Genomic DNA, 25,755 nt, shown 5'->3' with positions numbered 1-25,755 from the left:
TCAACAGGCTTGTGCGACCGCGCCGCCCCCGACGCTCTGCGGGCTCGCGTCACCCCGCCGCCCCCGACACTCGGCGGGCTCGCGAGCCCCCGCCGCCCCCCCTGTTGAGTGTCCGAGACACGCCGCTCGCGCCCCTCGTCACGTGGCGTGTCCTGGACACTCAACAGGCTCCACACCAACCCAGGGCGCCGCGCCGCCCTCAGCCCCGGCGCACCTCCACGTCGACCACGCGGGCGTCGTCGACGCTCAGCTCGTACGTCGGGCCGGTGATGCGCAGCGCAGCGACGGCGTCGAACGCGGCGCACGACGGGCCCAGGCGCAGCTCCACCTCGCCGGCCTCGACCACTCGGCGCAGCGCCCGGTCGCTGTAGGCCAGCCGCGACGCGGGCACGGTGAAGCGCACGTCAGCGCTCTCGCCGGGTTCGAGCTCCACGCGGGCGTAGGCCACGAGCTGCGCGACGGGGCGGGTGACGCTGGCCACGGCGCGATGCGCATACACCTGCACGACGTCGGCCCCCCGCACCCGCCCGGTGTTCGTCACCCGAGCGCTGATGCGGAACGCGTCGCCCGCGCGCACCTCGGCGGCGGTCCCGGATGCCGTGACCCCGGCCGGTGCCGTATCGACCCGCAACTCGTCGCGCTCGAACGACGTGTACGACAGTCCGAAGCCGAACGGCCGCACGGGCGTCGGATCGGTGCTCGTCACGCCCGAGGGGCCGCCGAGGATCGGGTGCAGGTACGAGTAGGGCTGAGAGCCCGCCGAGCGGGGGAGCGAGACGGGCAGGCGCCCCGAGGGAGTGGCATCCCCCGACAGGAGTGAGGCGAGCGCGGGGCCGCCCTCTTCGCCCGGGAAGAACGCCTGCAGCACCGCGGCGGGGCCGTCGACGGTGTCGAGCGCCCACCCGATCGCGTAGGGGCGGCCGGTCAGCAGCACGAGCACGACCGGGGTGCCGGTGGCGACGACGGCCTCGACGAGCTGCCGTTGCACGCCGGGGAGCTCGAGCGAGTCGGCGTCGTTGCCCTCGCCGACCGTGCCGCGGCCGAAGAGCCCGGCGCGGTCGCCGACCACGACGATCGCGACGTCGGCGCCGCGTGCGACCTCGGCGGCGGCGTCGAAGCCCGAGGTGTCGGAGCCCTCGACCGCGCAGCCCTCGGCGTACGCGACCTCGCCGAAGCGCGCGGCCACGGCCTCGCGCACGGTGGGGATCTCGAACCCCATCGGAAAGCCCGGGTGATGCGCGAGCACGTGGTTCGCGAACGAGTAGCAGCCCATCAGAGCCTCGGCGCTGTCGGCGTTCGGCCCGATCAGGGCGATGCGACCGGGGGTGGCGAGCGGCAGCACGCCGTCGTTGCGCAGCAGCACGACCGATTCCTCGGCGATGCGGCGGGCCAGCGCCCGGTGCTCGGTGTCGTCGAGGTCGACCGCGGTCGGAACGTCGTCGAAGTCGGCATCCAACAGCCCGAGGTCTTCTTTCTCGGCGAGCACGCGGGCGACGGCGCGGTCGATCACGGCCTCGGGCAGGGCGCCGGATGCCACCCGCTCGGCCAGGTGCGGATACGCGTCGGGCCCGGGGAGCTCGACGTCGATCCCCGCCTCCAGCGCCAGCTGCGCCGCCTCGCCGAGCGACCCGGCGACACCGTGCATCGAGCGCAGGAACTCGACGGCGAAGTAGTCCGAGACGACGGTGCCGTCGAAACCCCACCGACGGCGCAGCAGGTCGGTCAGCAGCTCGGGCGACGAGGCGACGGGCACCCCGTCGATCTCGGTGTACGAGTTCATCACCGAGCGCACCCCGCCGTCGCGCACGGCCATCTCGAACGGCGGCAGGAAGACGTCTTGCAGCTCGCGCTGACCGGCGTGCACGGGCGCGTGATTGCGACCGGCGCGCGAGGCGGAGTAGCCGACGAAGTGCTTGAGGGTCGCGTGCACGCCCGCGCCCTGCAGGCCCCGGACGTAGGCGGTGCCGATCGTGCCGACGACGTAGGGGTCTTCGGCGATGCACTCGTCGACGCGGCCCCAGCGAGCGTCGCGCACCACGTCGAGCACGGGCGCGAGGCCCTGGTGCACCCCGAGTTCGCGCATCGAGCGACCGATGGCGGATGCCATGAGCTCCACGGCATCCGGATCGAAGGACGCGCCCCAGGCGAGCGGGGTCGGGAAGGTCGCCGCCTGCCAGGCCGCGAAGCCCGTCAGGCACTCCTCGTGCACCAGGGCGGGAATGCCCAGGCGCGTCTCGGTTCTCAGTCGCCGCTGCTCGCCCCACAACCAGGCGGCGCGTTCGATCGGATCGACCGGCCGGGTGCCGTACACGCGGGTGAGGTGGCCGAGGCCGTGCACGGTGGCGTCGGTGTACGCGGCCGAGGTGACCTTCTCGCCCGAGAGGGGGGCGACGACCTCGTCGCCCTGGTCGACCCAGTAGCCCACGAGCTGCGCGAGCTTCTCGTCGAGGGTCATGTCGGCCACGAGAGCCTGCACCCGGGGCGAGAAGCCCGCCGCCAGGGCAGCGCCGACGTCGGTGTTGTGGATGGTCATGGCGGGGTCAGCCCTTCACGGCGCCGGTGAGACCGCCGACGATCCGTCGCTCGAACACGCTGAAGAACAGCAGAGCGGGGATCATCGACAGCGAGGTGAACGCGAGCACGCGCGCGGTGTCGACGGAGTACTGCGAGGCGAAGGCCTGCGTGCCGAGGGGCAGCGTGTACGCGGCCTCGTTGTTGAGGATGAACAGCGGAAGCATGTACGAGTTCCAGCTGTTGACGAACGCCAGGATGCCGACCGTCACCACCGCGGGGACCGCGAGCGGCAGCACCATGCGCCAGAAGAAGCCCAGGCGGCCGAGGCCGTCGATCGAGGAGGCCTCCTGCAGTTCGGCGGGGATCGCGGCGAGGAAGGGCGACAGGATGATGATCGTCAACGGCAGCGCGAAGGCGATCTGCGGCACGATGACGCCCGCGAGGGAGTTCATCAGGCCGAGGTTGCGCACCAGGATGTACAGGGGCGTGATGGCGACGGTCATCGGGAACATGAGCCCGGCGGTGAAGAGGGCGTAGACGGCCCCGCGCCCGCGGAAGCGGTAACGGGCGAGGGCGTAGGCCGCCATCAGGCCGAGGGCCACGACGAACAGCGTCGTCGCGATCGCGGCGATGGCGGAGTTGCCGACCTGCCCCCAGAAGATGCCGCTGGTGAGGACGTCGGAGTAGTTCTCCCAGTTCCATCGGGTGGGAAAGCCCGAGGGGTCGACCGTGATCTCGGCGTTCGAGCGGAACCCGCCCAGGATGATGAACACCACGGGGGCGAGCATCATGCCGATCAGCAGCAGGGCGACGAACCCGACGATCACCGAGGTGCCGCGGCTCGATCCGACGGGGGCCCGACGCGGGGTCCTGCTTCCGCGCGGGGTGACGAGGGTGGCGGTGGCGGTCACTTGGTGCCTCCGGTGAGGGCGCCGGCCGTGTCACGACGGAGCACGAAGCGCTGGTAGATGAGGGCGACCGCGAGCGAGATGAGGAACATCACCACGGCCACGGCGCTGCCGTACCCGAAGCTGCCGGCGTTGCGGCCGTTGGCGACCATGTACGTGGCCATGGTCGAGGTGCCCGCTGTCGAGGCGACGTACTGGCCCCAGATGATCCAGACGAGGTCGAACAGCTGCAGCGAGCCGATGATCGACAGGAACGCCCAGATGCGGATGGTCGGGCCCATGAGGGGCAGCACGATGTAGCGCTGGATCTGCCAGTACGAGGCGCCGTCGATGGCGGCGGCCTCGCTGAGCTCCTCGGGAATGCCCTGGAGCCCGGCGAGGAAGAGGATCACCGCGAAGCCGATGTACTTCCACGTGATGATGATGAGCAGCGTCCAGATCGCGAGCGCCGGATCCGAGATCCAGTCGGCGCGCAGGGCGCCGAGGCCGATCCTGTCCAGCGCCCCGTTGAGCGCGCCGCCCGACTGCAGCATGAGGCCCCACCCGAGGCCGACGACGACCTCGGAGATGACGTAGGGGACGAAGATCAGCACGCGGATGAGCGACTGGCCGCGCATCTTGCGGTTCAGCAGCAGGGCCAGACCGAGCGCGAGCGGTCCCTGCAGCACCAGCGAGCCGACGACGATGAACGCGTTGTGACCGAGCGCCTCGTGGAAGGCGGGGTCGGTGAGGATCGTGACGTAGTTCCGGATGCCGACGAAGTCGACGGGGGTGCCGAAGCCCGACCATTTGTAGAAGCCGTAATAGGCGGCCAGGGCCACGGGCAGGATGACGAACGACACGAAGACCACGAGGGCGGGGCCCAGGAGGATCGCGAGTTCGCCGCGGATGCGCCAATTCTCGAGTCGGCGCCGCGCGGGCGGCCGCCCGGCCGAGGGGACGCGGTGAGCGCCCTCCCCGGCCGGGCGGCGAGACCCGGCGTCGGTCGCCGAGGTGGCGAGCTGGGTGGTCATGGCCGTCGTCCTCAGCGCGAGGCCGCGGCATTGACGGCGTCGACGATGCCCTGCGGGCTGCCCTTGCCGGCGAACAGGTCGACCACCGCGACGTTCAGCGCGTTGCCGACGTTCTGGCCGTACAGGGTGTCGAGCCAGACCGAGACGTACGGGGCGTCGGTGTAGGCCTGGAGCGCCGACTGCAGGGCGGGGGTGGTGACGGCCTCTGTGGCCTCGCTCGAGGCGGGGATGGTCTGGAAGGCGTCGGCGTAGCTCTCCTGGTTCTCCTTGTTGACGAGGAAGTTCAGGAAGTCGGTGCACTGCGCGGGAGCGTTGACCCAGCACGAGTACCCGTCGACGCCGCCCATGATCGCGCCGGGCTCACCGTCGCCACCGGCGACCTCGGGGAACGGGAACCAGCCGAGGTCGGCGAGCGGCTTCTCGTCGGGGGTCAGCGAGGCGATCACGCCGGGGTTCCACGCGCCCATGAGCTCCATGGCGGCCTGGTGGTTGGCGAGCAGGCCCGCCGACGATCCCGCGCCCTGCTGGGCGGCGGTGGTGAGGAAGCCGTCGTTGAACGGCTGCGTCTGCAGGAACGACTGCAGGTTCTCGCCGGCTTCGAGCCAGCACGGGTCGTCGAAGCTCCGGCTCTGCGCGGCCTCGTCGAGCACGTCCTTGGCGCAGGCGCGCAGGGCGAAGTTGTAGTACCAGTGCGCGGCGGGCCAGGCGTCTTTCGCGCCGACCGCGATGGGGGCGACGCCGGTGGCGCGGATCTTCGCGTCGGCGGCCTCGAGGTCCTCGATCGTGGCCGGGGCCTCGGTGACGCCTGCCGCGCTCAGCAGGTCCTGCGCGGTGAAGATGCCGGAGGGGAGCACGGCGACGGGCATGCCGTAGTTCTTGCCGTCGACCTCGAAGGCGTCGAGCGAGGTGCCGAGGGCGGTCTTGGCCTCCGCCGAGATCTTGTCGGTGAGGTCCATCGCCTGACCCGCCGTGACGATGTCGGCGAGCTTGCCGCCGCCGCGGGCCATGAACAGGTCGGGGGCGTCGCCGGAGTTGAGGGCGGTCTGGAGCTTTCCGTCCATCTCCTCGTTCTGCACGGCCTGGATCTCGACGGTGACGCCGGGGTTGGCTGCCTCGAAGGCGCTGGCGGTGTCTTCCCAGTACTGCTTCCCGTCGCCGGTGGTGGAGTTGTGCCACAGGGTCAGGGTGACCGAGCCGTCGGCGTTCTCTGCGCCGCCGCCGCCGGCGCAGCCGCCGAGGGCCAGGGTGCCGGCGACGGCGAGGGCCGCTCCGGCGAGGATCTTGCGCGTGTTCATGTGATTCCCGTTTCTCTTCGTCGAGGTGCGTCCGTGAGGAGGCGTCGGTTGTCATGGGCAGCGTTGCCGTTTCCCGGGGTGTTGCTGCGCCCCGGGTCTGAGCAGTGTCGCCCCGTGCGGAAGGGTCGTCAAACGTTTTCGAAAATGATTTCCACGCTAGGGTCGGATGCCATGACGAGGCGCCCGACCATCCACGACGTCGCCGCGGCGGCCGGCGTCTCGGTCGCCACGGTGTCGAAAGCCGTGAACGGCCGCTACGGGGTTTCGCCCACGACGGTGAGCCGGGTATTGGACGCCGTGAAGACCCTGGGCTACGAATCGAGCCTCGTCGCGAGCAGCATGCGCTCGCGCCGCACGGGGGTCATCGGCGTGCTCGTGGCCGACATCGAGCCCTTCTCGGCCGAGATCCTCAAGGGCGTCGGCGGGGCCCTGTCCGACACCGGATACGACCTGCTCGCCTACACCGGCGCGCGCCGCGACGGCGAGGGGTGGGAGCGCCGCTCGCTCAGCCGTCTGAGCGGCACGCTCATCGACGCCGCGATCATCGTCACGCCGACCATCGTCACGGTCGCGAGCGAGGTGCCGATCGTCGCGATCGACCCGCACACCGGCCGCGGGGTCGTACCGACCGTCGAATCCGACAGCTTCACCGGTGCGCAGCAGGCGGTGCACTACCTCGTGCAGCTCGGCCACCGCCGCATCGGCTTCATCGCGGGGCGCCCGGATCTGCGTTCGGCGGTCGCCCGCGCGTCGGGGTACCGCGCGGGGTTGTCGGCGGCCGGCATCCCCTTCGATCCCGCCCTCGTCGGGGTGGGGCGCTACGCCCAAGACGTCGCGCGCGAAGCGGCCGAGGCCATGCTGTCGCTCGACGACCCGCCCACCGCGGTGTTCGCCGCGAACGACCTGTCGGCCCTGTCGATCATCGACGTCGCCGCCGACCGCGGGCTGCGGGTGCCCGAAGACCTCTCGGTCGTCGGGTTCGACGACGTGCCCGAGGCCGCCCGCGCCCAACCGGCGCTCACGACCGTGCGCCAGCCGATGAAGCGCCTCGGCGCCGAGGCGGTGCGGATGGTGCTGGCCCTGCTCGCCGGCGAGGAACTGCCCGAGACGCACATCCAGCTGCCGACGCGCCTGGTCGCGCGTGGCACGACCGCGCCGCCGCGGGCGGGCTGACACCGCGCGCGGCGCCGAGCTCCGGTGGCGCCGCGCACTCGAACCCCCGCGTCAGCGCGCCGCCAGCCGGTACAGCACCTCGGGTCGTCCGCGAGCGCCGAAGCGGTGCGAGACATCGACCTCGCCGCGAGCCACGAGGGCGTCGAGGTACCGGCGCACGGTCGCACGCGAGGCGCCCGACGCGGCGGCGACGTCGCGGGCGCTCGCCGGGGTCACCGGGTGCAGCGCCGCGCGGATGGTGTGCAGGGTCGATTCCGCGAGGCCCTTGGGGAGGAGGGGCTCGGATGCCGACAGCGCACGCACCGGAGCGGTCGCCGGACCCACCAGTCGGTCGATGTCGCCCTGCCCCATGCTCACCGGCACCTCGGCGGGGCGGGCGGCGCGACCGCGGCGGTATTCCTCGAGCCGGCGCACGAACGCCTCGCGCGTGAAGGGCTTCGCGAGATACCCCACGACGTGGGCGGCCGCGGCCTGCCGGATCGTCAGGGTGTCACGGGCTGAACTGATGACGAGCACGTCGACGTTCCACTCCCGCACGAGCCGCAGTCGGTGCAGCACCTCGACGCCGCTGAAGTCGGGCAGGTTCATGTCGAGCAGCACGAGCTCGACGTCGGTGCCCGTCGCCAGCGCCGCCCCCGCGGCCCCCGTCCGCGCCGTCCCGACGAGCCGGAACCCGGGCAGCGACTCGAGATAGGCGGTGTGCAGCCGCACCACCGCGGGGTCGTCATCGACGATCACGGTGCGGATCGCGGCATCCGGGGTCATGCCCGCACCCCCGCGTGCGGCAGCTCCACCGTGAAGCGCGCCCCGCCCGCGGCCGCCGCGCCGACGGTGATCGAACCGCCGCGCGCTCCCGCGATGCGGCGCACGAGGTCGAGGCCGACGCCGCGGCCCGAGGGGGCCTTCGAACTGACGCCGCGGTCGAAGATGCGGGCGACGTCGGCGGGCGGCACGCCGGGGCCGTCGTCGGCGACGTCGATCGTGAGCCGTTCGTCGCCGGCGAGCACGAGCACGTCGACGCGTCCGCCGGGACCGGCCGCTTCGGCGGCGTTTCGCACGAGGTTGCCGATGACGCTCAGCGCGTCGTCGTCGACGACTCCGCGCGGCACGAGGCTCGCCGGATCGACCCGCAGGCCCCGGTGCTCGGCCGCCAGCCCGTCGAGCAGGGCGCGCAGCGCCGGGTCGTCGATCGAGAGACCGGACGCCACGGGCGCCAGCCCTCCGATGTAGGTCAGCGCGTCGCCGGTCTCGCCCTCGGCGACGAGCCCGCGGATGACGTGCAGCCGCGTGTGGAACTCGTGCGTCTGGTCGCGCAGGGCGCCCGAGATGCGGCGCTGGGTCTCGAGTTCGCGCGCGTCGGCTTCGAGTCGTCGCACGCGTCGACGCAGTGCCGCCGTCAGCAGACCGCTCAGCACGACGCCGAGCACGATCGACCCGGCGACCCAGGGCAGCAACCCGCCGACGGCTTCCTCGTAGCTGCCGGCGATCTCGGACTCCAGCACGCCGACCGAGGCCGTGCCGATGACCGCCCCCGTCTCCGCATCACCCGCCCGCACGGGCACCTTGGCGCGCAGGCTCGGGCCGATCGTGCCGGTCTCGGTGCCGAGGAACGTCTCGCCGGCCAGCACCGCCGTCGCATCCGTCGACACGCTGCGCCCGCGCTCCGCCGGGTTGGGGTGGGTGAGACGGATGCCGCGGGCATCGGTCACCACGACGTAATCCACCCCGGATGCCGCGGCGACGACGTCGGCGAGGGGCTGGAGCTCCGCGGTGGCGGCGTCGGCGTCGAGCAGCACGGCACGCCGCACCTGATCGAGCTCGGCGAGGCTCCGAGCGACGTCGAGAACGCGCTCCTCGGTCGCGGTGCGGATGCTGCGCTCCTGCGTCGACATGGCGACGAGGGTCGTGGCGAGCACGCACACCAGCACGACGGTGCACTGCAGGGCGAGCAGCACGGCGAGGCGCACGCGCACCGGCGCACGGTCGGCCGCGCGGTCGACGGGGGCGGTCGACATGGGCACCTCCTCGTGCGCATCGCGGGTGAGTGCGAATCGTGAGCATCTAAGAGCGCAATGCCTTCGCACGGCGCCGCAGGGGGGACGGCGCTGTCAACCTAGCTTCTCATCCGGCAACGACGATGTCCCGGGAGGGCGACGATGCAGTCATCAGCGCGAAAGCGGATCACCGGAGCGATCGTGGGCGTCGTCGCCGCCGCCCTGTTCGTGACGGCGGGTCTGAGCGCGGCAGCGAGCGGCGGGGTGGCGAACCCCCGCACGAAGCTCACCATCGTGGCCCCGGCCGCCCCCGGCGGCGGGTGGGACACCTTCGGCCGCGAGGCCCAGCAGGTCATGCGCGAAGAGGGCATCGCCGGCGCCGTGCAGGTGATGAACATCCCGGGAGCCGCCGGCACCATCGGCCTCGGCGCGGTCGCCGAGATGGGCGATCGGCACGACATCATGCTCGTCACCGGCGGCGTCATGGTGGGCGGCGTGATCGTCAACCGCTCGCCCGTGAGCCTCGAGGACGTGCGGCCCATCGCGCGCCTCGCCGACGACTTCAACGTGCTCGTCGTGCCCGGCGACTCGCCCTTCCAGACCCTCGACGACTTCATGGCCGCGTTCCTCGCCGACCCCGAGGGCACCGCCATCGCGGGCGGGTCGCTCGGCGGCATCGACCACCTGCTCGCCGGCATGCTGGCCCAGCAGGGCGGCATCGATCCGCAGCGCGTGAACTACCTCGCGTACCCCGGCGGTGGCGAGGTCGTCACCTCGCTGCTGTCCCACACCACGCAGGCGGGGCTCTCGGGGTACAACGAGTTCCGCGACCAGATCGAGTCGGGCAATCTCCGCGCCCTCGCGCTGTCGGCCGAGGAGCCGCTCGACGACGTCGACGTGCCCACCTTCCGCGAGCAGGGGGTCGATGTCGCCATGTCGAACTGGCGCGGGCTCGTGGCGCCGCCCGGCATCGACGACGAGGTGCACGCGGAACTGGTGGCCATGGCATCCGAGATGCGCGAGACCGACGCCTGGCAAGAGGTGCTCGCCCGCAACAGCTGGGTCGACAGCTTCCTCGCCGGCGAGGAGTTCGCCGCATACCTGGCGGACGAGACCGAACGCACGACCGCGATCATGAAGGAGCTGGGTCTGTGACCGAACCGTCCACCCTCACCACGGGATCGCTGCGCGTGCAGCGCACGCCCCGCTGGTACACCGGCCGCAGCGAGCTGGTGGTCGTCGCGGGAGTCTTCGTCCTCGCCGGGTTCATGACCCACGGCACGGTCACCATGCAGGTGCCCGCCGATGTCGCCGTCCCCGGTCCCCAGTTCTTCCCGATGCTCGTCAGCGGTTTCCTCTGGCTCGCCGGTGTCGGCCTGCTCGTCGAGGTGCTCCGCACGACCCGCCGCTCCCACGTCGCCGACGACCCCGTCGAGATCTCGAACGAGATGCTCGAGGACCTCGGCGCGATCGACGAGACCGGCGAGATCCGTGTCGTCTCACCCGAAGACGTCGCCTCGTCGTCGGCGCCGGCACGCGTCGACTGGCGGACCCTCGGGATCACCGTCGTCAGCCTGGCCGCGTTCATCGTGGTGCTGCCGGTGCTCGGCTGGCTCCTCTCGGCCGCGGCCCTGTTCTGGGTGCTCTCGTGGGCGTTCGGCAGTCGCCGGCCCCTTCTCGACATCGGCGTGAGCATCATCGTGTCGTCGCTGGTGCAGCTCGCCTTCGGCGCGGGCCTGGGCCTGTCGCTTCCCGCCGGCATCCTGGAAGGACTCTCGCCGTGGATCAGCTGATCAACCTCGCCGATGGATTCGCGGTCGCCTTCACACCGCAGAACCTGCTCTTCCTCGTCATCGGCGCCGTGCTCGGCACCGCCGTGGGCGTGCTCCCGGGCCTCGGCTCGGCCATGGCGGTCGCGCTGCTGCTGCCGGTCACCTTCAGCCTCGACCCCACCGGCGCGTTCATCATGTTCGCGAGCATCTACTTCGGGGGGCTCTTCGGAGACTCGACCGCCGGCATCCTGCTCAACACCCCCGGCAACTCCTCGGCGATCGCGACGACGTTCGAGGGTCATCGGATGGCCAAGAGCGGCAGGGCGGCGAAGGCGCTCGGCACGTCGGCCATCGGCGCCTTCATCGGCGGCACGATCGCGTGCGTGCTGGTGGTGTTCTTCGCCCCGTACATCGTCGAACTCGCCAAGGTCTTCGGCCCCGCGGAGTACTTCGCGCTCGCCGTCTTCGCGTTCGTGGCGATCTCGGCCGTCGTGGCCGACTCGATCGTGCGCGGTCTCGTCGCCCTGGGGCTCGGCTTCGCCCTGGCGCTGGTCGGTATCGACGGGATGACGGGAGCCGAACGCTTCACCGGCGGCAGCCCCGTGTTCTTCGACGGGATCTCGATCATCGTGATCACGGTCGGTCTGCTCGCCATCGGCGAGGTGCTGCACGTGTCGTCGCACATCCGCCGCGCGGGCGGACCGGGCAAGCTCGTCACACCCAGCGGCTCGCCGCTGCTGTCACGGAGCGAATGGCGTCAGGCCCTGCCCGCGTTCCTGCGGGGCACGGCGTTCGGCGTCCCGTTCGGGGCGATCCCGGTCGGCGGGTCGGAGGTACCGACGTTCCTGGCCTACGGCACCGAGAAGCGCCTCGCCCGCCGCCGCGGTGACACCGATTTCGGCTCGCGCGGAGCGATTCAGGGCGTCGCCGCCCCCGAGGCTGCCGGCAACGCCACCGCCGGCTCCGCCATGGGCGCGCTGCTCGGACTCGGCCTCCCCACCTCGGCCACGGCGGCGATGATGATCGCCGCGTTCCAGCAGTACGGGATGCAGCCGGGCCCACTGCTGTTCGAACGCTCCGGCGATCTCGTCTGGCCGCTGCTGGCGAGCCTGTTCCTGGGCCTGATCATCCTGCTGATCATCAACCTGCCGTTCGCGGCGGTCTGGGCCAAGCTCCTGCTCATCCCGCGCCACTACCTGTACGCGGGCATCACCGTCGTCGCGATGCTCGGTGTCTACGCGATCGCCTCGCGCGTGGTCGACCTGTGGCTCGCGCTGGCGATCGGCGTCGTCGGGTTCGTCATGCGGCGCTTCTCGATCCCGCTCGCTCCGGTGCTCATCGCCGCGATCCTCGGACCCATGGCCGAGACGCAGCTGCGCCGGGCGCTCGCCGTGTCGGAGGGCGACCCCACGATCCTCGTCGCCTCGCCGCTGACCATCGTGCTGTACGCGCTGCTCGCGATCATCGTGACGGTGAGCGTGCTGCAGCACGCCCGCCATGCGCGCCGCGAGCGCCTCGAGGCCGCCGCCCGCCGCGACGCGCCGGTGCCCGCCGGGCGTCGCTGACCGCTGCGCCTCCTCGGCGTTTCCCCCAGGTCGAGTGTCCGAGACACGCCGGTCGTGCCCCTCGTCGCGCGGCGCGTCTCGGACACTCGACGCCCTCCGGCCGACGTAGGGCGCCGCGCCTCTCGGCCGGCGCACCTCCCAAAGCCCCGCACACGCCCCCGTCGCGCGCCGCATCCCCTCGCGGCTCCGGTACCGTCGAGGTGTGACTACCGCCAGCAGCAAAGACGACGAGGTCGACCTGCTCATCGACGCCTGGTCGCAGCTGCTGCCCGAGGTCGACCTCACCCCGCTCGACGTCATGTCGCGCCTGCGCCGTGCGGCGTTCCACCTGTCGAAGCTGCGCGCGAAGGCGTTCGCCAGCGCCGGCATCGCCGTGTGGGAGTTCGATGTGCTGGCCGTGCTCCGCCGCGCGGGCACCGAGCTGAGCGCGACGCGCCTGATCACCGCCACGATGATCGGCAGCGCGGCCATGACCAACCGTCTCGACAAGCTCGCCGAGCGCGCTCTCGTGCACCGACGCCCCAATCCGTCCGACGGCCGCGCGATCCTCGTCGCGATCACTCCCGAGGGCATCGAGCGCGTCGACGCCGCGATGACCGAGCTCGTCCGCCTCGAGGGCGAGGCCCTGCGCGATGTCAGCCGCGGTGACCAGGCCCTGCTCGCCAGCGCCCTGCGCGTGCTCGCTGCGGGCGAGACGCACGAGGCGTGATCGACCTCGCCGCGACCCTACGGCAGCGTCCCGTCGTGCTCGACGGTGGCCTCGGCACCCTGCTCGAGGCCCGTGGCAACGACGTATCGTCGGCCCTCTGGTCGGCGCAGGTGTTGCGCGACGCCCCCGACGAGATCCGCGCGGCGCACGCGCAGTTCGCGACCGCGGGCGCCGAGATCGTGATCACGGCGTCGTATCAGGTGGGGTTCGGCGGAGAGATCCCCGATGACGAGGTCGAGACGCTCCTGCGGCGTTCGGTGTCGCTCGCGCGAGAGCCCGCCGACGTCGTGGTCGCGGCATCCGTGGGTCCGGTCGGAGCGCTGCGCGCCGACGGCAGTGAGTACACGGGAGAGTACGGCCTGTCGCTCGACGAGCTGCGTCGCGCGCATCGACGGCGCCTGCACGTGCTGGCCGACGCCGGGGCCGACGTGCTCGCGGTCGAGACGATCCCCTCTCCCCTCGAGCTCGAGGCGGTGGCGCTCGAGCTCGCCGACCTCGGAGTCCCCGCGGTGGTGAGCCTCTCGGCCGACAGCACCGGTTTCTCCGTTCCCGGCTCTCGGGCCGCGGCGCTGCGCCTCGCGGCATCCGTTCCCGGTGTCCTCGCCGTCGGCGTGAATTGCTGCGCGCCCGACACGGTGCTGCCCGCGCTGGCCGAGGCGCCCGGCATGGCGCTCGTCGCCTACCCGAACACGGGGGAGCGGTGGGATGCCGAGACCCGCACCTGGCACGGCGGCACCGCCCCGCTGGCCGAAGGCGTACCCGCGTGGGTCGCCGCGGGAGCGCGCATCGTGGGAGGCTGCTGCCGCTCGATGCCGGTCGACATCGCCGCGATCGCGGCGGCGGTGCGCTGACCCCGCACGGTCACCGCGCGTCGACCCCGGGGAGCGCGGCGCCGTCCCCGTCGACGACCTCCCCGCCGGCGAGCGGAGTCACCGACGGCGGCAGCTCCCGATCGCTGCGGCGGAGCGAACGCGGAGCGGCGGTGGTGAGCAGCGCGACCTCTTCGGGTTTCCAGCCGTGGGAGTCGCGCATGCGCGCGCTGAGCGTCGAGACGGCCGAGGGGTGCGCGACTTCGACGCCGTGCATCGCGTCGACGGCCGAGGGGTCGACCTCGCGGGCGGCCAAGCGCAGGTCCAGCAGCAGGGCGAGCACGCGGTCTCTTCCGTACGCCGCGGTCGCGAGCTTCCAGTCGCCGATCACCACGGCGGTGCGGGGCCGGCGATCGGCGTAGGTTCCGACGGTCGCCGGGCGCCCCACGAGGGCGACCGAGAGTCCCGTCAGCATCATCGCCGTGATGGCTGCGACGACGATCCCCGCGGGCGAGAAGACGAGGTCGGCGGCGGGGGATCCCAGACCGGGCAGCGCCGTCACCGCCCGACCCGCCGAGTAGAGGGCGTAAGCGGCCGTCGTCACGAGCAGCACTCGTCGAGAGCTTCGGGGGAGCGCGCGGTTGCGCACGGTGAGCAGCGCGCAGACCGTGCAGCTGAGGGCGAGAGCGGCCGCCTTGACCACGAGCGCGCCGCCGTGCGGAAGCAGCGCGGAGCTCGCCGCGACCCCCGCCCCGACGACCAGCACGAAAGCCACGGCCGCGCGCAGGCGCCGCCCGCGGGGCGCCGACACCGCGAGGCACATCGTCGCCGGGCCGAGCACCATGGCGGTGTCGGCCATCACCTGTGACACCGCTCCACCGCCGTTGAAGCGCACCACGTACAGGGTTCCCGCGCCCACCGACATGGCGCCCGCCACCGATGACAGTCGCAGGAAGACGCCGAGAGGGGTGGGGCTTCCCACGCGCGGCAGCACGATGACGATGATGCCGGCGGCCAGGCCGGCGCACATCACGAGCACCCCGATCGACAGCAGCATGGCACCCCCGCGCCCCATCATGCCGCCGCGCCGCACGCGCCGTGGAGTGGGGGCGGGTGTTGACGCCGGGCGTGGAACGTGACAGGGAGTCGACGTCGCCGTACGCGGGATCAGTCGAAATCGGCCGCCACGGCGTTGCGGTGGTACTCGAAGATGATGCTCGTGCGCGTGGATGCCACGCTGTGCCGCGCCGAGAGGTGATCGACGACGAAGCGTCGCACGGCCGAGGAGTCGTCGACGGCGATGTGCACGAGGAAGTCGTCGGCGCCGCCCAGGAAGAACAGCTGGATGACGTCGGGATGCCGGCGCACTTCGTGCGCGAAGGCGTGGATGCTCTCCTGCCGCTGCCCGGGCCGCAGCGTCACGCCGACGATCGCCTGCAGCCCGCGGCCGAGGCGACGCTGATCGACGGCGGCGTGGAACCCGGTGACGAGGCCGCGGTCGACGAGCGAGCGCAGGCGCGAGTGCGCGGTCGAGGGGGCGACCCCCAGCGCCTCGGCCAGTGCCGCGTTGGTCATGCGCGCGTCGACCGAGAGCAGCTCGATGATGCGGGCGTCGTGCGGGTGCAGTTCGTCGTCGGGCATCGCAGATCCTTCGGCCGTCGGTCGCGCTCGGAGCGTCAGGATCCGACGATACGCGCGCTCCTCGACCACTGCGCGAAGAATCTACGGATTTACACCACCGAAACACCCTGTTCTGCGATTCTTCCGGCACGCCCATCCGCTCGAGGAGGAACCCATGCGCGTCTCTGTGCCGACTGAGATCAAGAACAACGAGAACCGCGTCGCCATGACCCCCGCCGGGGTCGACGCGCTCGTGCACCGCGGCCACGAGGTTCTCGTGCAGGCCGGTGCCGGGGTCGGGAGCGGCTTCTCCGACGAGCAGTACCGCGCGGCGGGGGCCGAGATCGTCCCGACCGCCGACGAGACGTGGGCGCGAGCCGAGCTGCTGGTCAAGGTGAAGGAGCCCATCGCGCCCGAGTACGGCTTCCTCCGCCGCGACCTCACCCTCTTCACCTACCTGCACCTCGCCGCCGACCGCCCTCTCACCGACGCGCTCATGGCCGCGGGCACCACGGCCGTGGCCTACGAGACCGTGCAGACCGCCGACCGTGCGCTCCCGCTGTTGGCGCCCATGAGCGAGGTCGCGGGACGCCTGTCGATCATCGAGGGCGCGCATCACCTGCTGCGCGCGTCGGGCGGGCGCGGCCTGCTTCCGGGTGGCGTTCCCGGCACCCCGCGGGCCAAGGTCGTCGTGATCGGCGGCGGCGTCGCGGGCGAGCACGCCGCGGCCAACGCGCTGGGCCTCGGCGCTCGGGTGACGGTCGTCGACATCTCGCTGCCCAAGCTGCGCCAGCTCGAGGAGCGTTTCGGCGGCGCCATCGAGACCCGCGTCTCGACGCGCCTCGAGATCGCGGAGCAGCTCGCCGACGCCGACCTCGTGATCGGTTCGGTGCTCATCCCGGGCGCCGCCGCCCCGAAGCTGGTCACCGACGAGATGGTCGCGTCGATGAAGCCCGGCTCGGTGCTCGTCGACATCGCGATCGACCAGGGCGGCTGCTTCGAGGGCTCCCGCGCGACCACGCACGACGCCCCCACGTTCCGCGTGCACGAGGCGCTGTACTACTGCGTCGCCAACATGCCCGGCGCCGTTCCGCACACCTCGACGCGGGCGCTGTCGAACGCAACGCTCCCCTACATCACGCGGATCGCCGACGCGGGCTGGGAGTCCGCGGCATCCGCCGATCCCGCCCTCGCGAGGGGGCTGAACGTGCGCGCCGGCGTCGTGGTGAACGAGGGCGTCCGCGCCGCCTTCTCGCTCTGACTCCCCAGACGTCCTTCACCCCCTGTTGAGTGTCCGAGACACGCCGCGCGCCTGCGCGCCCGAGCGGCGTGTCCTGGACACTCGACGGGGGCTCGAGCGACTCAGCCCCGCACCCACGCGTACGTGATCTCGGGGCGCCCCTGTCCGCCGTAGCGGGGCTCGCGGCGCACGCGGCCGACGTCGGCGAGGTGCTCGAGGTAGCGCCGGGCGGTGACGCGCGACATGCCCTCGCTCTCGCCGACCTCGGTCGACGACACGGCTCCGGATGCCGTGCGCACCCGTTCCGCCACGGCCTGCAGCGTCTCGTCGCTCAGGCCTTTCGGCATGAGGGGCGGCGCCACGGTGCGCAGTGACCCGAGCAGCGCGTCGACCTCGGACTGCGTGGCCTCTCCGGCTGCGCGGTCGAGGCCCTCGACGTACGCGCGGTACGCCTCGAGGCGCTCGCGGAACGCGGCGAACGCGAACGGCTTGATCAGGTACTGCACGACGCCGATCGAGACCGCGGCGCGCACGGTCGCGGCGTCGCGGACCGCCGTGACGGCGATGATGTCCACGCGCGAGCCCGCGGCGCGCACGCGCCGGGCGACGTCGAGACCCGAGCCGTCGGGCATGGTCATGTCGAGCAGCACGAGGTCGATGCGGCGCTGCGCGTCCGACAGGGCGGTGAGCGCGGCCCGGGCGCCGGCGGCCTGCCCGACCACCTCGAAGCCCGGCACTCGCGCGACGTAGGCGGTGTGCAGTTCGAGGGCGAGTGCGTCGTCGTCGACGACCAGCACCCGGATCACGACGGCGCCCCCGCCAGGAACACGCGCACGGTCGTGGGGTCGGTGCCCACTTGCAGGGTGCCTCCGTGCGCCGCGACGATGTCGCGCACGAGGGCCAGGCCCACGCCGCGCCCGCCGACGGCGTGGGCGGGTTTGGTCGACGCCCCGAAGGCGAAGGGGTCGTCCAGCGCGGGGTCGAACCCGGCTCCGCTGTCGCTCACCTCGAGCACGACGTCGCCGCCGCCCTCGCGCACCACCACGCGCACCCACCGCGGCTCGGCGCCCGAGCTCGCGGCATCCAGGGCGTTGTCGACGAGGTTCCCCACGATCGTGACCGCCTCGGCCGGGGCCAGGGGCAGTGCGGGCGTCGGTTCGGCGACGTCGAGGTCGAGGCGCACGTCCCGCTCGGCGGCCTCGTCGAGCTTGCCGAGCAGCAACGCGACGACCACGGCGCCCTCGTCGTCGGACACCAGGCGGTCGGCGAGTTCTTGTCGCTCCCCCGTGGATGCCACGATCAACCGCCGCGCGTCGTCGATCCGCCCGAGTTCGAGAAGCGCCAGCAGCGCGTGCAGCCGGTTGCCGTGCTCGTGCGTCTGCGAGCGCAGGGTGTCGCTGAGGGTGCGCACGCCCTCGAGTTCGCCGAGCAGCGCCTGCAGCTCGGAGCGATCGCGCAGGGTCATGACGTGTCCGCGTTCGGGGGCGCGGCGGCCGGCGAGGTCGCGGGCCTCCTCCTGGTTGACCAGGAGCACGCGGTCCCCGTTGACGATGGTCTCCTCGACCATGCGCCGCCCGGTGACGATGGCGTCGGCCAGGGCGGCGTCCATCTCGACGTCGCGGGGGTCGAGCGAGACCTGCCCGCTCGTCGCCGGTGGCAGGGCGAGCAGGTCGGCGGCTTCGTCGTTGTACAGCACGATGCGTCCGTCGCGATCGGTGACCACGAGCCCCTCGCGCAGCGAGTGCAGCACGGTCTCGTAGCTCTCGACGAGGCGCGACAGCTCGCCCGGGGTGTACGACCCCGTCACGCGGCGCGCACTGCGGCGGATGTAGAGGGCGCCCAGCACGCCGAAGCCGACGATGGCGGCGGCGGCGGCGACGATCACCGGCACGCGGGCGGCGAGGTCCTGCTGCACGGCGCCGAGCGTCACGCCCACGGCCACGAGTCCGACGATGGTGCCGTTCTCGTCGCCGCCGTCGCGGATCGGGACGATCGTGCGCACCGAGGGGCCGAGCGTCCCCTCGTACACCTCGGTGAACGACTCGCCCGCGAGGGCCTCGGCCCGCGAGCCCTGGTACTGCTGCCCGATCTCGGAGCGGTTGCGGTGGGTGAGCCGGATGCCGTCGGGGGTCATGATCGTCACGAACGACAGTGAGGCGTCGTCGAGGATGTACTCGACCATGGGCTGCAGCGCGTCGGAGTCGCCGCGTTCGACGAGGTCGGCGACGTCGGGTTCGTGCGCGAACGTCTCGGCGACCGAGCGCGTGACCTGCTCGGCCTCGCGCTGGCCGGAGTCGCTCAGCTGCATCGAGAGCAGGGCGGCGAGGACTCCCGCGACGAGCACGACGACGCCGAGCGCCACGAGCGCCAGGCGTCCACCCACGCTCAGTCGCATCACCGCACCTTTCGTCGCGCTTGCCGTGAACAATACGACCACAAATCGCTCCCGCGTCCCGCGTCGATCAAAGTCATGACATCGACCGGCACCCCCGCCGGACTCAACGAAGGCGTTCAGAAAAGGGGAAGTCGCCCATGGCACTCTCACTCCGCACCACCCGAGACGGTCGGCCTCGCAAGAAGATCGACCGCAACCACTGGCTCTACATCTCGGTCATCATCGCCGTCGTCGCCGGTGTCGTCGTCGGTCTCGTCGCTCCGGCGTTCGCCACCACGCTCGAGCCGGTCGGCAAGGGCTTCGTCAGCCTCATCAAGATGATGATCGCCCCGGTCATCTTCTGCACGATCGTCGTGGGCATCGGCTCGATCGCCAAGGCCTCCACGGTCGGCAAGATCGGCGGCCTGGCGATGGTCTACTTCCTCGTGATGTCGTCGTTCGCGCTCATCATCGGCCTCGTCGTCGGCAACATCATCCACCCCGGCGAGGGCCTCAACATCTCGGGCTCGACGTACGAGGCGGCCGCGGAAGCGACCACGACCCAGGACTTCATCCTCGGGATCATTCCAACCACGTTCTTCTCGGCGTTCACCGGCGGCAGCATCCTGCAGGTGCTGTTCATCGCCCTCCTCGTCGGCTTCGCCCTGCAGGGCATGGGCGAGCGCGGTGCTCGCATGGTCGAGGGCATCCGCAACTTCCAGGTGCTCGTCTTCCGCATCCTCGGCATGATCCTCTGGCTCGCCCCGATCGGTGCCTTCGGCGCGATCGCCGCGGTCGTCGGCAAGACCGGCTTCCAGGCTGTGATCAGCCTCGGTGTCCTGATGGGCGCGTTCTACCTCACGTGCTTCCTCTTCATCACCCTCGTGCTCGGAACGCTGCTCTACGTCGTGACCCGCACCAACATCTTCACGCTGATGAAGTACCTCGGTCGCGAGTACCTGCTCATCGTCGGCACCTCCTCGTCCGAGGCGGCTCTTCCCCGCCTCATCGCCAAGATGGAGCACCTCGGTGTCTCGAAGCCCGTCGTCGGCATCACCGTCCCGACCGGCTACTCGTTCAACCTCGACGGCACCGCGATCTACCTCACGATGGCGTCGCTGTTCATCGCCTCGGCCATGGGCTCGCCCATGTCGATCGGCGAGCAGATCGGCCTCATGATCTTCATGATCATCGCCTCGAAGGGGGCGGCCGGTGTCACCGGTGCGGGCCTCGCCACCCTCGCCGGCGGCCTCTCGGCCTACCGCCCCGACCTGGTCGACGGCGTCGGCGTGATCGTCGGCATCGACCGGTTCATGTCGGAGGCCCGTGCGGTCACCAACTTCACCGGCAACGCCGTGGCCACGATGCTGATCGGCGTCTGGACCAAGCAGTACGACGGTCAGCGTGTGCGCGAGGTCCTCTCCGGCAACATCCCGTTCGACGAGACCCTGCTCACCGGACACGACCACTCGGCCACCCCGGCGGCGGATGCCAAGGAGCTCGCTTCGGCAGAGGTCGGCGCCGGCCCCGCCGTCAAGGTCGACACGCAGTCGCTCGACGCCTTCCGCGCCCAGGCGGCGGCGGAGGCAGCGGCGCGGGGTCGTTCGTGAGCCTGACGCACGACACCTCGGCGGGGGCGGCTTCGGCCGCCCCCGCCCCGGCGCGTGTCGACCTCGCGCGTACGTGGATGCTGCGGTCGCCGCTCGCCGGCGGACTCGAGACGTCGGCCGACGTGCTGGTGCTCGACCTCGAAGACGGCCTCCCGGCCGGCCGCAAGGCCGAGGGTCGCGACCGCGCCCGCGCCGCGGCCTCCGACGCTCCGGTGTGGTTGCGCATCAGCGCCGCCGGAACCCGCGACGGTCAGGCCGACCTCGCTCTCGGGCGCGAGCTCGATGACCGCCTGGCCGGCGTCGTGCTGGCGATGTGCGCCGGGCCTGCCGACGTCGCCCATGTGGCGGCATCCCTTCCCGCCGGTGCTCCCATCGTCGCCATGGTCGAATCGGCCGCGGCCCTGTTGGCCGCCCCCGCGATCGCCGCGCACCCGGCCACCCGCCGTCTCGCGTTCGGCACCGGCGACTTCCGCCGCGACACCGGCATGGGCACCGACCGTCTCGCCCTGTCGTGGCCGCGGGCGCAGCTGGTCGTCGCCTCCGCCGCGGCCGGTATCGCCGGACCGATCGACGGCCCGTGCGGCCCGGTGGATCAGGCTCAGGATGCCGCCGCGCACGCCGTCGCGATGGGATTCACAGGCACGCTCGCGCTCCACGATGCCGCCGTCGCCGGCGCACATGCCGCGTTCACGCCGTCGCCGGCCGAGGTCGACGCCGCTCTCGCGCTGCTGTCGGCGACGCCCGACGGTCCGGTCGACGGCTCCTACGCCCCGACCCTCGCGCGTGCCCGCGCCCTGGTGGAGCGCGCCGAAGCGCTGGCCTCGCTCTGACCGCAGCCCTGAGCCTGTCGCGGGGCCGGCCCGCATTCAGGCCCCGGTGGTGTCGACGAGGTCGGGATCCGTCTGTCGCCGGGTCTCCGTCTCAGCGCCCCGGGCCCCCAGCCGGTCGGCGCCTCAGCGGCCCCGCCCGAACCAACGCCGACGCCGAGCCGGTGCCACAGCGACCGCCGCCTCGCGTGCACGCCGCCGCTCACCCCATGCCCGCACCTCGGCCTCGACGTCGACGGTCGGCGTCACCACCGGCGGCCCGCCCTGCAGCTGACGGCGGGCTTCGATGACCCGGCGGTTGAAGTCCTCCACGGCCTCCCGCACCTCGGGCTCGCGCGTGAGCGCGTCCAGCCTCTGCGCCATCTCGGCGTGCTCGACGCGCAGGGTCAGCGCGGGCGGTCCGAGGCCGGTGAGCTGCTCGGTCTCGATCTTGCGGCGGATCCACCAGTCGGGGTCGTGAGCGCCGCCGAGGTCGGGCAGGGGCTTGCCCGCGCCGGGGAGGTCGTCGAACTCGCCGCGACGGATCGCCTGCTGGATCGCCGTCTCGACGAAGGCGGCGCGTTCGGCGGCCGTCGACCCCCGCGCCGGACGCTCATCCGACGCGGGTTCGAGCAGGCCGTCGTCTCGGAGCGCGCGATCGAGGCGATACCGTTCGGCTGCCTGGCGGGGGTCGTCGCTCACGCGGCTTCCCGCCCCTCACGCTCCAGGCGCCGCAGCCGCTCGCGCGCCATGTCCTGGGCCCGCGGGCCGGAGCCCAGGGCCCGCTCGGTGACGCGCAGGATCACGCGCGTGAGCGTCAGGACGGGAAGAGGCCAGCGCCGCACGCCGAGCATCTTCCGGTAGCGGCGGGGGATCGTCGCCACCGCCGCCGCGAACAGCACGCGGTACGACAACCCCATGACGCCGGGGAACGGCGGTCGGCGCAGGAACGAGACCACGTCCGCGACCCGTTCGTCTCCGCGCAGCTCGCCACGCTCCCAGAACCCGTCGATCTCGGCGCGCAGGGCCGCGCGCGTGAGGGGCGGGTCGACGACCCGCATGAGCCGCCCCGCGGTCGCCCAGTCGGCGACGTAGGCATCGGGTCCGCCGGGGATGGGTTTCTTCGAGGCCTCGTGCCCGGCGAGGAACGCATCGGTGAAGGCCAGGTGCACCCACCGCACGAGGTCCTGCGCCTCGGCCGTGTACCGGCGTTCCTCCCCGTCGCCCGCCTGGTACTCGCCCTTCACCCGTTGGTGGAAGCGTCCGACGCGGGCGGTCTCGGCATCCGCCTGCGTGCGCGAGCCGTAGGTCAACGTGATGACCCAGCGCACCGTGCCGGTGAGGCGTCCGATCGGATCCTCGCGGTAGCGCGACCAGTCGTGCACGCCCGCCAGCGCCCCCGGGTGCAGCGCCTGCAGCAGCAGGGCACGGATGCCGGCGACCAGCGTGCCCATTCCGGCGTGCACGGTCCACGCGGGACCGTTCTCGACGAAGTAGCCGGCGTCGTCGCCCTCGGCGATCGCGCGCACGTAGGGGGCCATGCCGGTCGGGTCGCCCGCGAGGGCGACGAGGATCTTCCCGCGCAGCGACTGGATCCAGTCGGGAGCGGGGGAGTGGGGAGCGTCGGTCACCCTTCCAGCGTGCCACCGTCTGAGCGGGTGGGCTCCGTGGAGAGAGGGTCAGTGACCTTCGTGGGTGATGACGGGCACGGTGCCGTCGTCGCGCAGCAGCACGGCGTTCTGCGTGGCGCCGAGGGCGGGGGTGACGACGACGGCGATGACGGCGGCGGCGACCAGCAGGCCGATCACGCTCATGGGTTTGGCGGTGCGCTCGGGTGCGGCGGCTCGGCGTTGCCGGCGCAGGTGCACGGCCGTGGTCGCGCCGACGACCACCAGTAGGAAGGATGCCGCGGCGACGGCCACGATGCTGGTGCGCGCGGAAGCGGCGAACATCAGGGCGAAGACGGTGAACAGAGAGACCAGGCTGCCCGCGAGAGCGGCCCGGGGGGTGACGAGGCGCCCGGCGGAGAGAACCGCGGCGCCCCACACGAGGGCGGCGAGTCCGAGGACCACCGCCCCGACTCCGAGGCCGCGCGCGGCGACCCCGGAGCCGGTGGTGATGATGGCGCCCGCACCGAGGGCGGCGGTGATGAGCCCGGCCCCCCATGCGGACACGGAGGGCCACGACCGTACGAACGTCGCGGCGGTCATCGTCAGACCGCTGCGGTGCGGGGGACGTTGCGCTCGGTGCCCAGGCCGACACCCAGCAGCACGACGGCGCTGCCGAGGTGCAGGAAGTGGTCGGGCACGTTCAGGGCGAGGATGTTCGCCGAGGTGCCGACCAGGAAGAAGCCGACGATACCGAGCAGCAGGTAGACGGCGCCGACGGTCGTGTTGACGCCCTTGGCGGCACGTGCGTTGGCCAGACCCGCGACGAGCAGGGCGCCACCGATCAGAAGGTGGGCGATGTTGTGCAGCGGGTTGACCTCGAAGATGCCCAGCAGCAGGCCACCCTGCGTGGCGATGAATCCGACACCGCCGGTGACGGCGAAGCCGAGCAGACCCACGAGCAGGTAGACAGCGCCGAAGACGGTGGCCACGAGACGGTTGGGTGATGAGCTCATGATGAACCTCCCAGAGAGTTGGCAGCGACCGTCCGGCCGCGTCACCTCATCTTCGAAGGCAATGCATGGATTGGATTGGCCTTTGCGTCAGTGGCAGGCGATCCGGTAGAACCCGGGCGCGTCGATCCGCTCCGATAAACGACAGAAGGCCCCCGAGTACTCTCCGAGGCCCTCCGCTACGTCACCGACTATAGGTGGGCCCCGGATGCGGATTCGGGGTCTTGCGTTTCCCTCGCTGTTCACGTAACCCGCGGTTCTGCCACACTGCGGTCATGCGTTTCGAGACGACCCTGTCGCAGATGGGCAACAACACCGGTATCGAGGTGCCCGCCGAGGTGGTCGAGGCCCTCGGCGGCGGCAGACGCGCCGCCGTCGTGGTCGATGTGAACGGGTACGTCTATCCCAGTACGCTCGCCGTCATGGGCGGGCGGCAGCTCATCCCGTTCTCGGCCGACAAACGCGCGGCGACGGGGTTGTCGGGCGGCGATCCGATCGTCGTCGAGCTGCGACTCGACACCGCTCCGCGCACCGTCGAGGTCCCCGACGATCTCGCCGCGGCTCTCGACGCGGCGGGCGCGCGCGCCGCGTTCGACGCTCTCGCTCCCAGCGCCCGAAAGGCCCACGTCGCGAACGTCGAGGGGGCCAAAACGGCCGACACCCGCGCGCGGCGCATCACCTCCCTCGCGACGAAGCTCGGTTGAGCTCGACGGACCGCGTGGGGGACGCGCGACCGATAGCCTGGAGCGGGAGGTCACGTGGGGCGCACGAAGGAAGCCATTGCCGAGGGGTTGTCGATCGCGACGGCCGCGGCCCGGCTTTCGCTGCGCAACCGCATCCTGGTCGAGACGATCGCCCGGGGCGGTCACTTCGACGGTGACGTCTTCGCGGAGTTCGCCCGGAAGACCCTGAGCTCCCTCGCCGACGAGCAGGACCAGGCCGCCGAACGCGTGACGCATCAGCGAAAGCGTGCGTGGGGCCGATTCTCCGACTCGTCGGGAACGCACGACTACCGCGACCGAGACACCCGCAACCTGCGCCGTCGTGCCAAGCAGTCGCACGGCGTCGCCAAAGAGCTTCGTGCCCTCGCCGACGATCCCGAGCGCGTGCGCCAGCTCGTCGCCGCAGCGCGCATCGCGGCGTGGGGCGACGTCGAAGCCAACCTCAGCCAGCGTCTCGACGTCGAGGGGATGACGGCCGACGCCGATCCCGAGTACGCGACGATGCGGCGTGCCCGTATGGATGCCCTGCGCATGGTCGACCTCGCCCGCCTCGCGTCGCAGGCGAAGCGCCGGGCGAAAGACAAGGCCGAGGCGGCCGAGGCGGCCTCCGAGGCCGCGCCGACGACCGGCGGCGGCAAGAGCGGCAAGAAGAAGAAGTCGGCCGCTCTCTGACGCGATCTCGTGGCGTCGCGAGGGTGGCGTCAGATGCCGACGCCGTGCGCAGCCGCGGTCGATGGCACACGGAAGGCGGATGCCATGGCGAAGCGACGGTCCGGACGCGCGGCACGGGTCGCCCGGCCGGGGTACGCGATGGTGTCGGTGAGCGCGCGCGACGCGAACGGCTTCGTGCACCACTACGACGACATCGAGGCATCGCTCGATTCCCTGCGCGAGGCCATCGCGGTCCTGCAGCGCACATCAGCGCGGGACGATGCCGCGCCCGGCGACGAGTCCGGCCCGCTCTCCTGAGACGCGATCTCGCTCGAAGAACGCGCTTTCTCGAGTCGATAA

General features: G+C 72.0%; 26 protein-coding genes. 12 read left to right on the top strand and 14 right to left on the bottom strand.

The genetic code is table 11. From position 1 onward, the window contains the following. Window positions 1-199: 199 nt before the first annotated feature. Genes ASG45_RS14850 through ASG45_RS14835 form a run of 4 tightly spaced genes read right to left on the bottom strand, consistent with a single transcriptional unit; the run spans window position 200 to window position 5,730 of the window. A complete protein-coding gene (locus ASG45_RS14850; protein WP_055839305.1) occupies window positions 200-2,533 on the bottom strand; it encodes a glycoside hydrolase family 3 N-terminal domain-containing protein in 2,334 nt (777 codons plus the stop codon). A gap of 7 nt (window positions 2,534-2,540) precedes the next feature. Then, the gene (locus tag ASG45_RS14845) at window positions 2,541-3,425 is read right to left on the bottom strand and encodes a carbohydrate ABC transporter permease (RefSeq protein WP_055839302.1); all 885 of its coding nucleotides are present in this window, start codon (window positions 3,423-3,425) and stop codon (window positions 2,541-2,543) included. Continuing rightward, complete coding sequence (locus ASG45_RS14840; protein ID WP_055839300.1) at window positions 3,422-4,435, bottom strand: carbohydrate ABC transporter permease; 1,014 nt, start codon at window positions 4,433-4,435, stop codon at window positions 3,422-3,424. Before ASG45_RS14840 ends, ASG45_RS14845 begins: the two co-directional genes overlap by 4 nt. A gap of 11 nt (window positions 4,436-4,446) precedes the next feature. After that, window positions 4,447-5,730 carry an extracellular solute-binding protein gene (locus ASG45_RS14835; RefSeq protein ID WP_055839296.1) on the bottom strand — a complete coding sequence of 428 codons (1,284 nt, stop codon included), beginning with the start codon at window positions 5,728-5,730 and terminating at the stop codon, window positions 4,447-4,449. 171 nt (window positions 5,731-5,901) lie between these two features. Between ASG45_RS14835 and ASG45_RS14830 the strand changes: the two genes are divergently transcribed. Further along, a complete protein-coding gene (locus tag ASG45_RS14830) occupies window positions 5,902-6,903 on the top strand; it encodes a LacI family DNA-binding transcriptional regulator (protein WP_055839293.1) in 1,002 nt (333 codons plus the stop codon). A gap of 51 nt (window positions 6,904-6,954) precedes the next feature. Here ASG45_RS14830 and ASG45_RS14825 read toward each other — a convergent pair whose 3' ends face one another. Continuing rightward, window positions 6,955-7,668, bottom strand: a complete 714-nt coding sequence (locus tag ASG45_RS14825; RefSeq protein WP_055839290.1) for a response regulator — start codon at window positions 7,666-7,668, stop codon at window positions 6,955-6,957. Continuing rightward, window positions 7,665-8,918 (bottom strand): ATP-binding protein, encoded by a 1,254-nt coding sequence (locus tag ASG45_RS14820; RefSeq protein ID WP_055839288.1) that lies wholly within the window; start codon window positions 8,916-8,918, stop codon window positions 7,665-7,667. The genes ASG45_RS14825 and ASG45_RS14820 overlap by 4 nt, the downstream gene beginning before the upstream one ends. 141 nt (window positions 8,919-9,059) lie before the next feature. Between ASG45_RS14820 and ASG45_RS14815 the strand changes: the two genes are divergently transcribed. The 5 genes from ASG45_RS14815 to mmuM all read left to right on the top strand — a co-directional run bounded on the left by ASG45_RS14815 (window position 9,060) and on the right by mmuM (window position 13,794). Continuing rightward, a complete protein-coding gene (locus tag ASG45_RS14815; protein ID WP_055839284.1) occupies window positions 9,060-10,052 on the top strand; it encodes a Bug family tripartite tricarboxylate transporter substrate binding protein in 993 nt (330 codons plus the stop codon). Continuing rightward, window positions 10,049-10,690 (top strand): tripartite tricarboxylate transporter TctB family protein, encoded by a 642-nt coding sequence (locus ASG45_RS14810; RefSeq protein WP_055839282.1) that lies wholly within the window; start codon window positions 10,049-10,051, stop codon window positions 10,688-10,690. Before ASG45_RS14815 ends, ASG45_RS14810 begins: the two co-directional genes overlap by 4 nt. Next, entirely contained in the window at window positions 10,678-12,234 is a 1,557-nt protein-coding gene (locus ASG45_RS14805; RefSeq protein WP_055839278.1) for a tripartite tricarboxylate transporter permease, read from the top strand. Before ASG45_RS14810 ends, ASG45_RS14805 begins: the two co-directional genes overlap by 13 nt. 202 nt (window positions 12,235-12,436) lie before the next feature. Further along, a complete protein-coding gene (locus ASG45_RS14800) occupies window positions 12,437-12,943 on the top strand; it encodes a MarR family winged helix-turn-helix transcriptional regulator (protein WP_055839275.1) in 507 nt (168 codons plus the stop codon). Further along, on the top strand, window positions 12,940-13,794 hold the full coding sequence (gene mmuM, locus ASG45_RS14795; RefSeq protein ID WP_055839271.1) for a homocysteine S-methyltransferase: 855 nt from the start codon (window positions 12,940-12,942) through the stop codon (window positions 13,792-13,794). Before ASG45_RS14800 ends, mmuM begins: the two co-directional genes overlap by 4 nt. Before the next feature lie 10 nt (window positions 13,795-13,804). On the opposite strand, the gene ASG45_RS14790 is transcribed toward mmuM, so the two are convergent. Both ASG45_RS14790 and ASG45_RS14785 read right to left on the bottom strand, forming a co-directional pair. Further along, on the bottom strand, window positions 13,805-14,809 hold the full coding sequence (locus tag ASG45_RS14790) for a hypothetical protein (protein ID WP_055839268.1): 1,005 nt from the start codon (window positions 14,807-14,809) through the stop codon (window positions 13,805-13,807). 110 nt (window positions 14,810-14,919) lie between these two features. Continuing rightward, window positions 14,920-15,393 carry an Lrp/AsnC family transcriptional regulator gene (locus ASG45_RS14785; RefSeq protein WP_055839265.1) on the bottom strand — a complete coding sequence of 158 codons (474 nt, stop codon included), beginning with the start codon at window positions 15,391-15,393 and terminating at the stop codon, window positions 14,920-14,922. A gap of 154 nt (window positions 15,394-15,547) precedes the next feature. On the opposite strand from ASG45_RS14785, the gene ald reads away from it, so the two are divergent. Then, the gene (gene ald, locus ASG45_RS14780; protein WP_055839263.1) at window positions 15,548-16,633 is read left to right on the top strand and encodes an alanine dehydrogenase; all 1,086 of its coding nucleotides are present in this window, start codon (window positions 15,548-15,550) and stop codon (window positions 16,631-16,633) included. A gap of 101 nt (window positions 16,634-16,734) precedes the next feature. Here ald and ASG45_RS14775 read toward each other — a convergent pair whose 3' ends face one another. Both ASG45_RS14775 and ASG45_RS14770 read right to left on the bottom strand, forming a co-directional pair. Further along, a complete protein-coding gene (locus ASG45_RS14775) occupies window positions 16,735-17,418 on the bottom strand; it encodes a response regulator (RefSeq protein WP_055839260.1) in 684 nt (227 codons plus the stop codon). Continuing rightward, a complete protein-coding gene (locus ASG45_RS14770; RefSeq protein WP_055839256.1) occupies window positions 17,415-19,007 on the bottom strand; it encodes a sensor histidine kinase in 1,593 nt (530 codons plus the stop codon). The genes ASG45_RS14775 and ASG45_RS14770 overlap by 4 nt, the downstream gene beginning before the upstream one ends. 137 nt (window positions 19,008-19,144) lie before the next feature. On the opposite strand from ASG45_RS14770, the gene ASG45_RS14765 reads away from it, so the two are divergent. Both ASG45_RS14765 and ASG45_RS14760 read left to right on the top strand, forming a co-directional pair. After that, the gene (locus tag ASG45_RS14765) at window positions 19,145-20,596 is read left to right on the top strand and encodes a cation:dicarboxylate symporter family transporter (protein ID WP_055839253.1); all 1,452 of its coding nucleotides are present in this window, start codon (window positions 19,145-19,147) and stop codon (window positions 20,594-20,596) included. Continuing rightward, window positions 20,593-21,426, top strand: coding sequence for an aldolase/citrate lyase family protein (locus ASG45_RS14760; protein WP_055839251.1), 834 nt, complete (start codon window positions 20,593-20,595; stop codon window positions 21,424-21,426). The genes ASG45_RS14765 and ASG45_RS14760 overlap by 4 nt, the downstream gene beginning before the upstream one ends. 123 nt (window positions 21,427-21,549) lie before the next feature. On the opposite strand, the gene ASG45_RS14755 is transcribed toward ASG45_RS14760, so the two are convergent. Genes ASG45_RS14755 through ASG45_RS14740 form a run of 4 tightly spaced genes read right to left on the bottom strand, consistent with a single transcriptional unit; the run spans window position 21,550 to window position 24,025 of the window. Then, a complete protein-coding gene (locus ASG45_RS14755; protein WP_055839248.1) occupies window positions 21,550-22,104 on the bottom strand; it encodes a J-domain-containing protein in 555 nt (184 codons plus the stop codon). Then, entirely contained in the window at window positions 22,101-23,033 is a 933-nt protein-coding gene (locus tag ASG45_RS14750; RefSeq protein WP_055839245.1) for an oxygenase MpaB family protein, read from the bottom strand. Before ASG45_RS14750 ends, ASG45_RS14755 begins: the two co-directional genes overlap by 4 nt. Window positions 23,034-23,081: 48 nt before the next feature. After that, on the bottom strand, window positions 23,082-23,576 hold the full coding sequence (locus ASG45_RS14745; RefSeq protein ID WP_156459474.1) for a hypothetical protein: 495 nt from the start codon (window positions 23,574-23,576) through the stop codon (window positions 23,082-23,084). 38 nt (window positions 23,577-23,614) lie between these two features. Then, window positions 23,615-24,025 (bottom strand): DUF4383 domain-containing protein, encoded by a 411-nt coding sequence (locus tag ASG45_RS14740; RefSeq protein WP_055839241.1) that lies wholly within the window; start codon window positions 24,023-24,025, stop codon window positions 23,615-23,617. 272 nt (window positions 24,026-24,297) lie between these two features. Between ASG45_RS14740 and ASG45_RS14735 the strand changes: the two genes are divergently transcribed. The 3 genes from ASG45_RS14735 (at window position 24,298) to ASG45_RS14725 (ending at window position 25,713) form a co-directional block, all read left to right on the top strand. Continuing rightward, window positions 24,298-24,726 (top strand): YdeI/OmpD-associated family protein, encoded by a 429-nt coding sequence (locus ASG45_RS14735; protein ID WP_055839238.1) that lies wholly within the window; start codon window positions 24,298-24,300, stop codon window positions 24,724-24,726. 54 nt (window positions 24,727-24,780) lie between these two features. After that, window positions 24,781-25,416, top strand: a complete 636-nt coding sequence (locus tag ASG45_RS14730) for a hypothetical protein (protein ID WP_055839237.1) — start codon at window positions 24,781-24,783, stop codon at window positions 25,414-25,416. A gap of 84 nt (window positions 25,417-25,500) precedes the next feature. Continuing rightward, window positions 25,501-25,713 (top strand): hypothetical protein, encoded by a 213-nt coding sequence (locus ASG45_RS14725; RefSeq protein WP_055839234.1) that lies wholly within the window; start codon window positions 25,501-25,503, stop codon window positions 25,711-25,713. Window positions 25,714-25,755 lie beyond the last annotated feature (42 nt).

The organism is Microbacterium sp. Leaf436, assembly GCF_001424715.1.
Lineage (GTDB): Bacteria > Actinomycetota > Actinomycetes > Actinomycetales > Microbacteriaceae > Microbacterium.
This window is presented reverse-complemented; position numbering and strand designations above follow the sequence as displayed.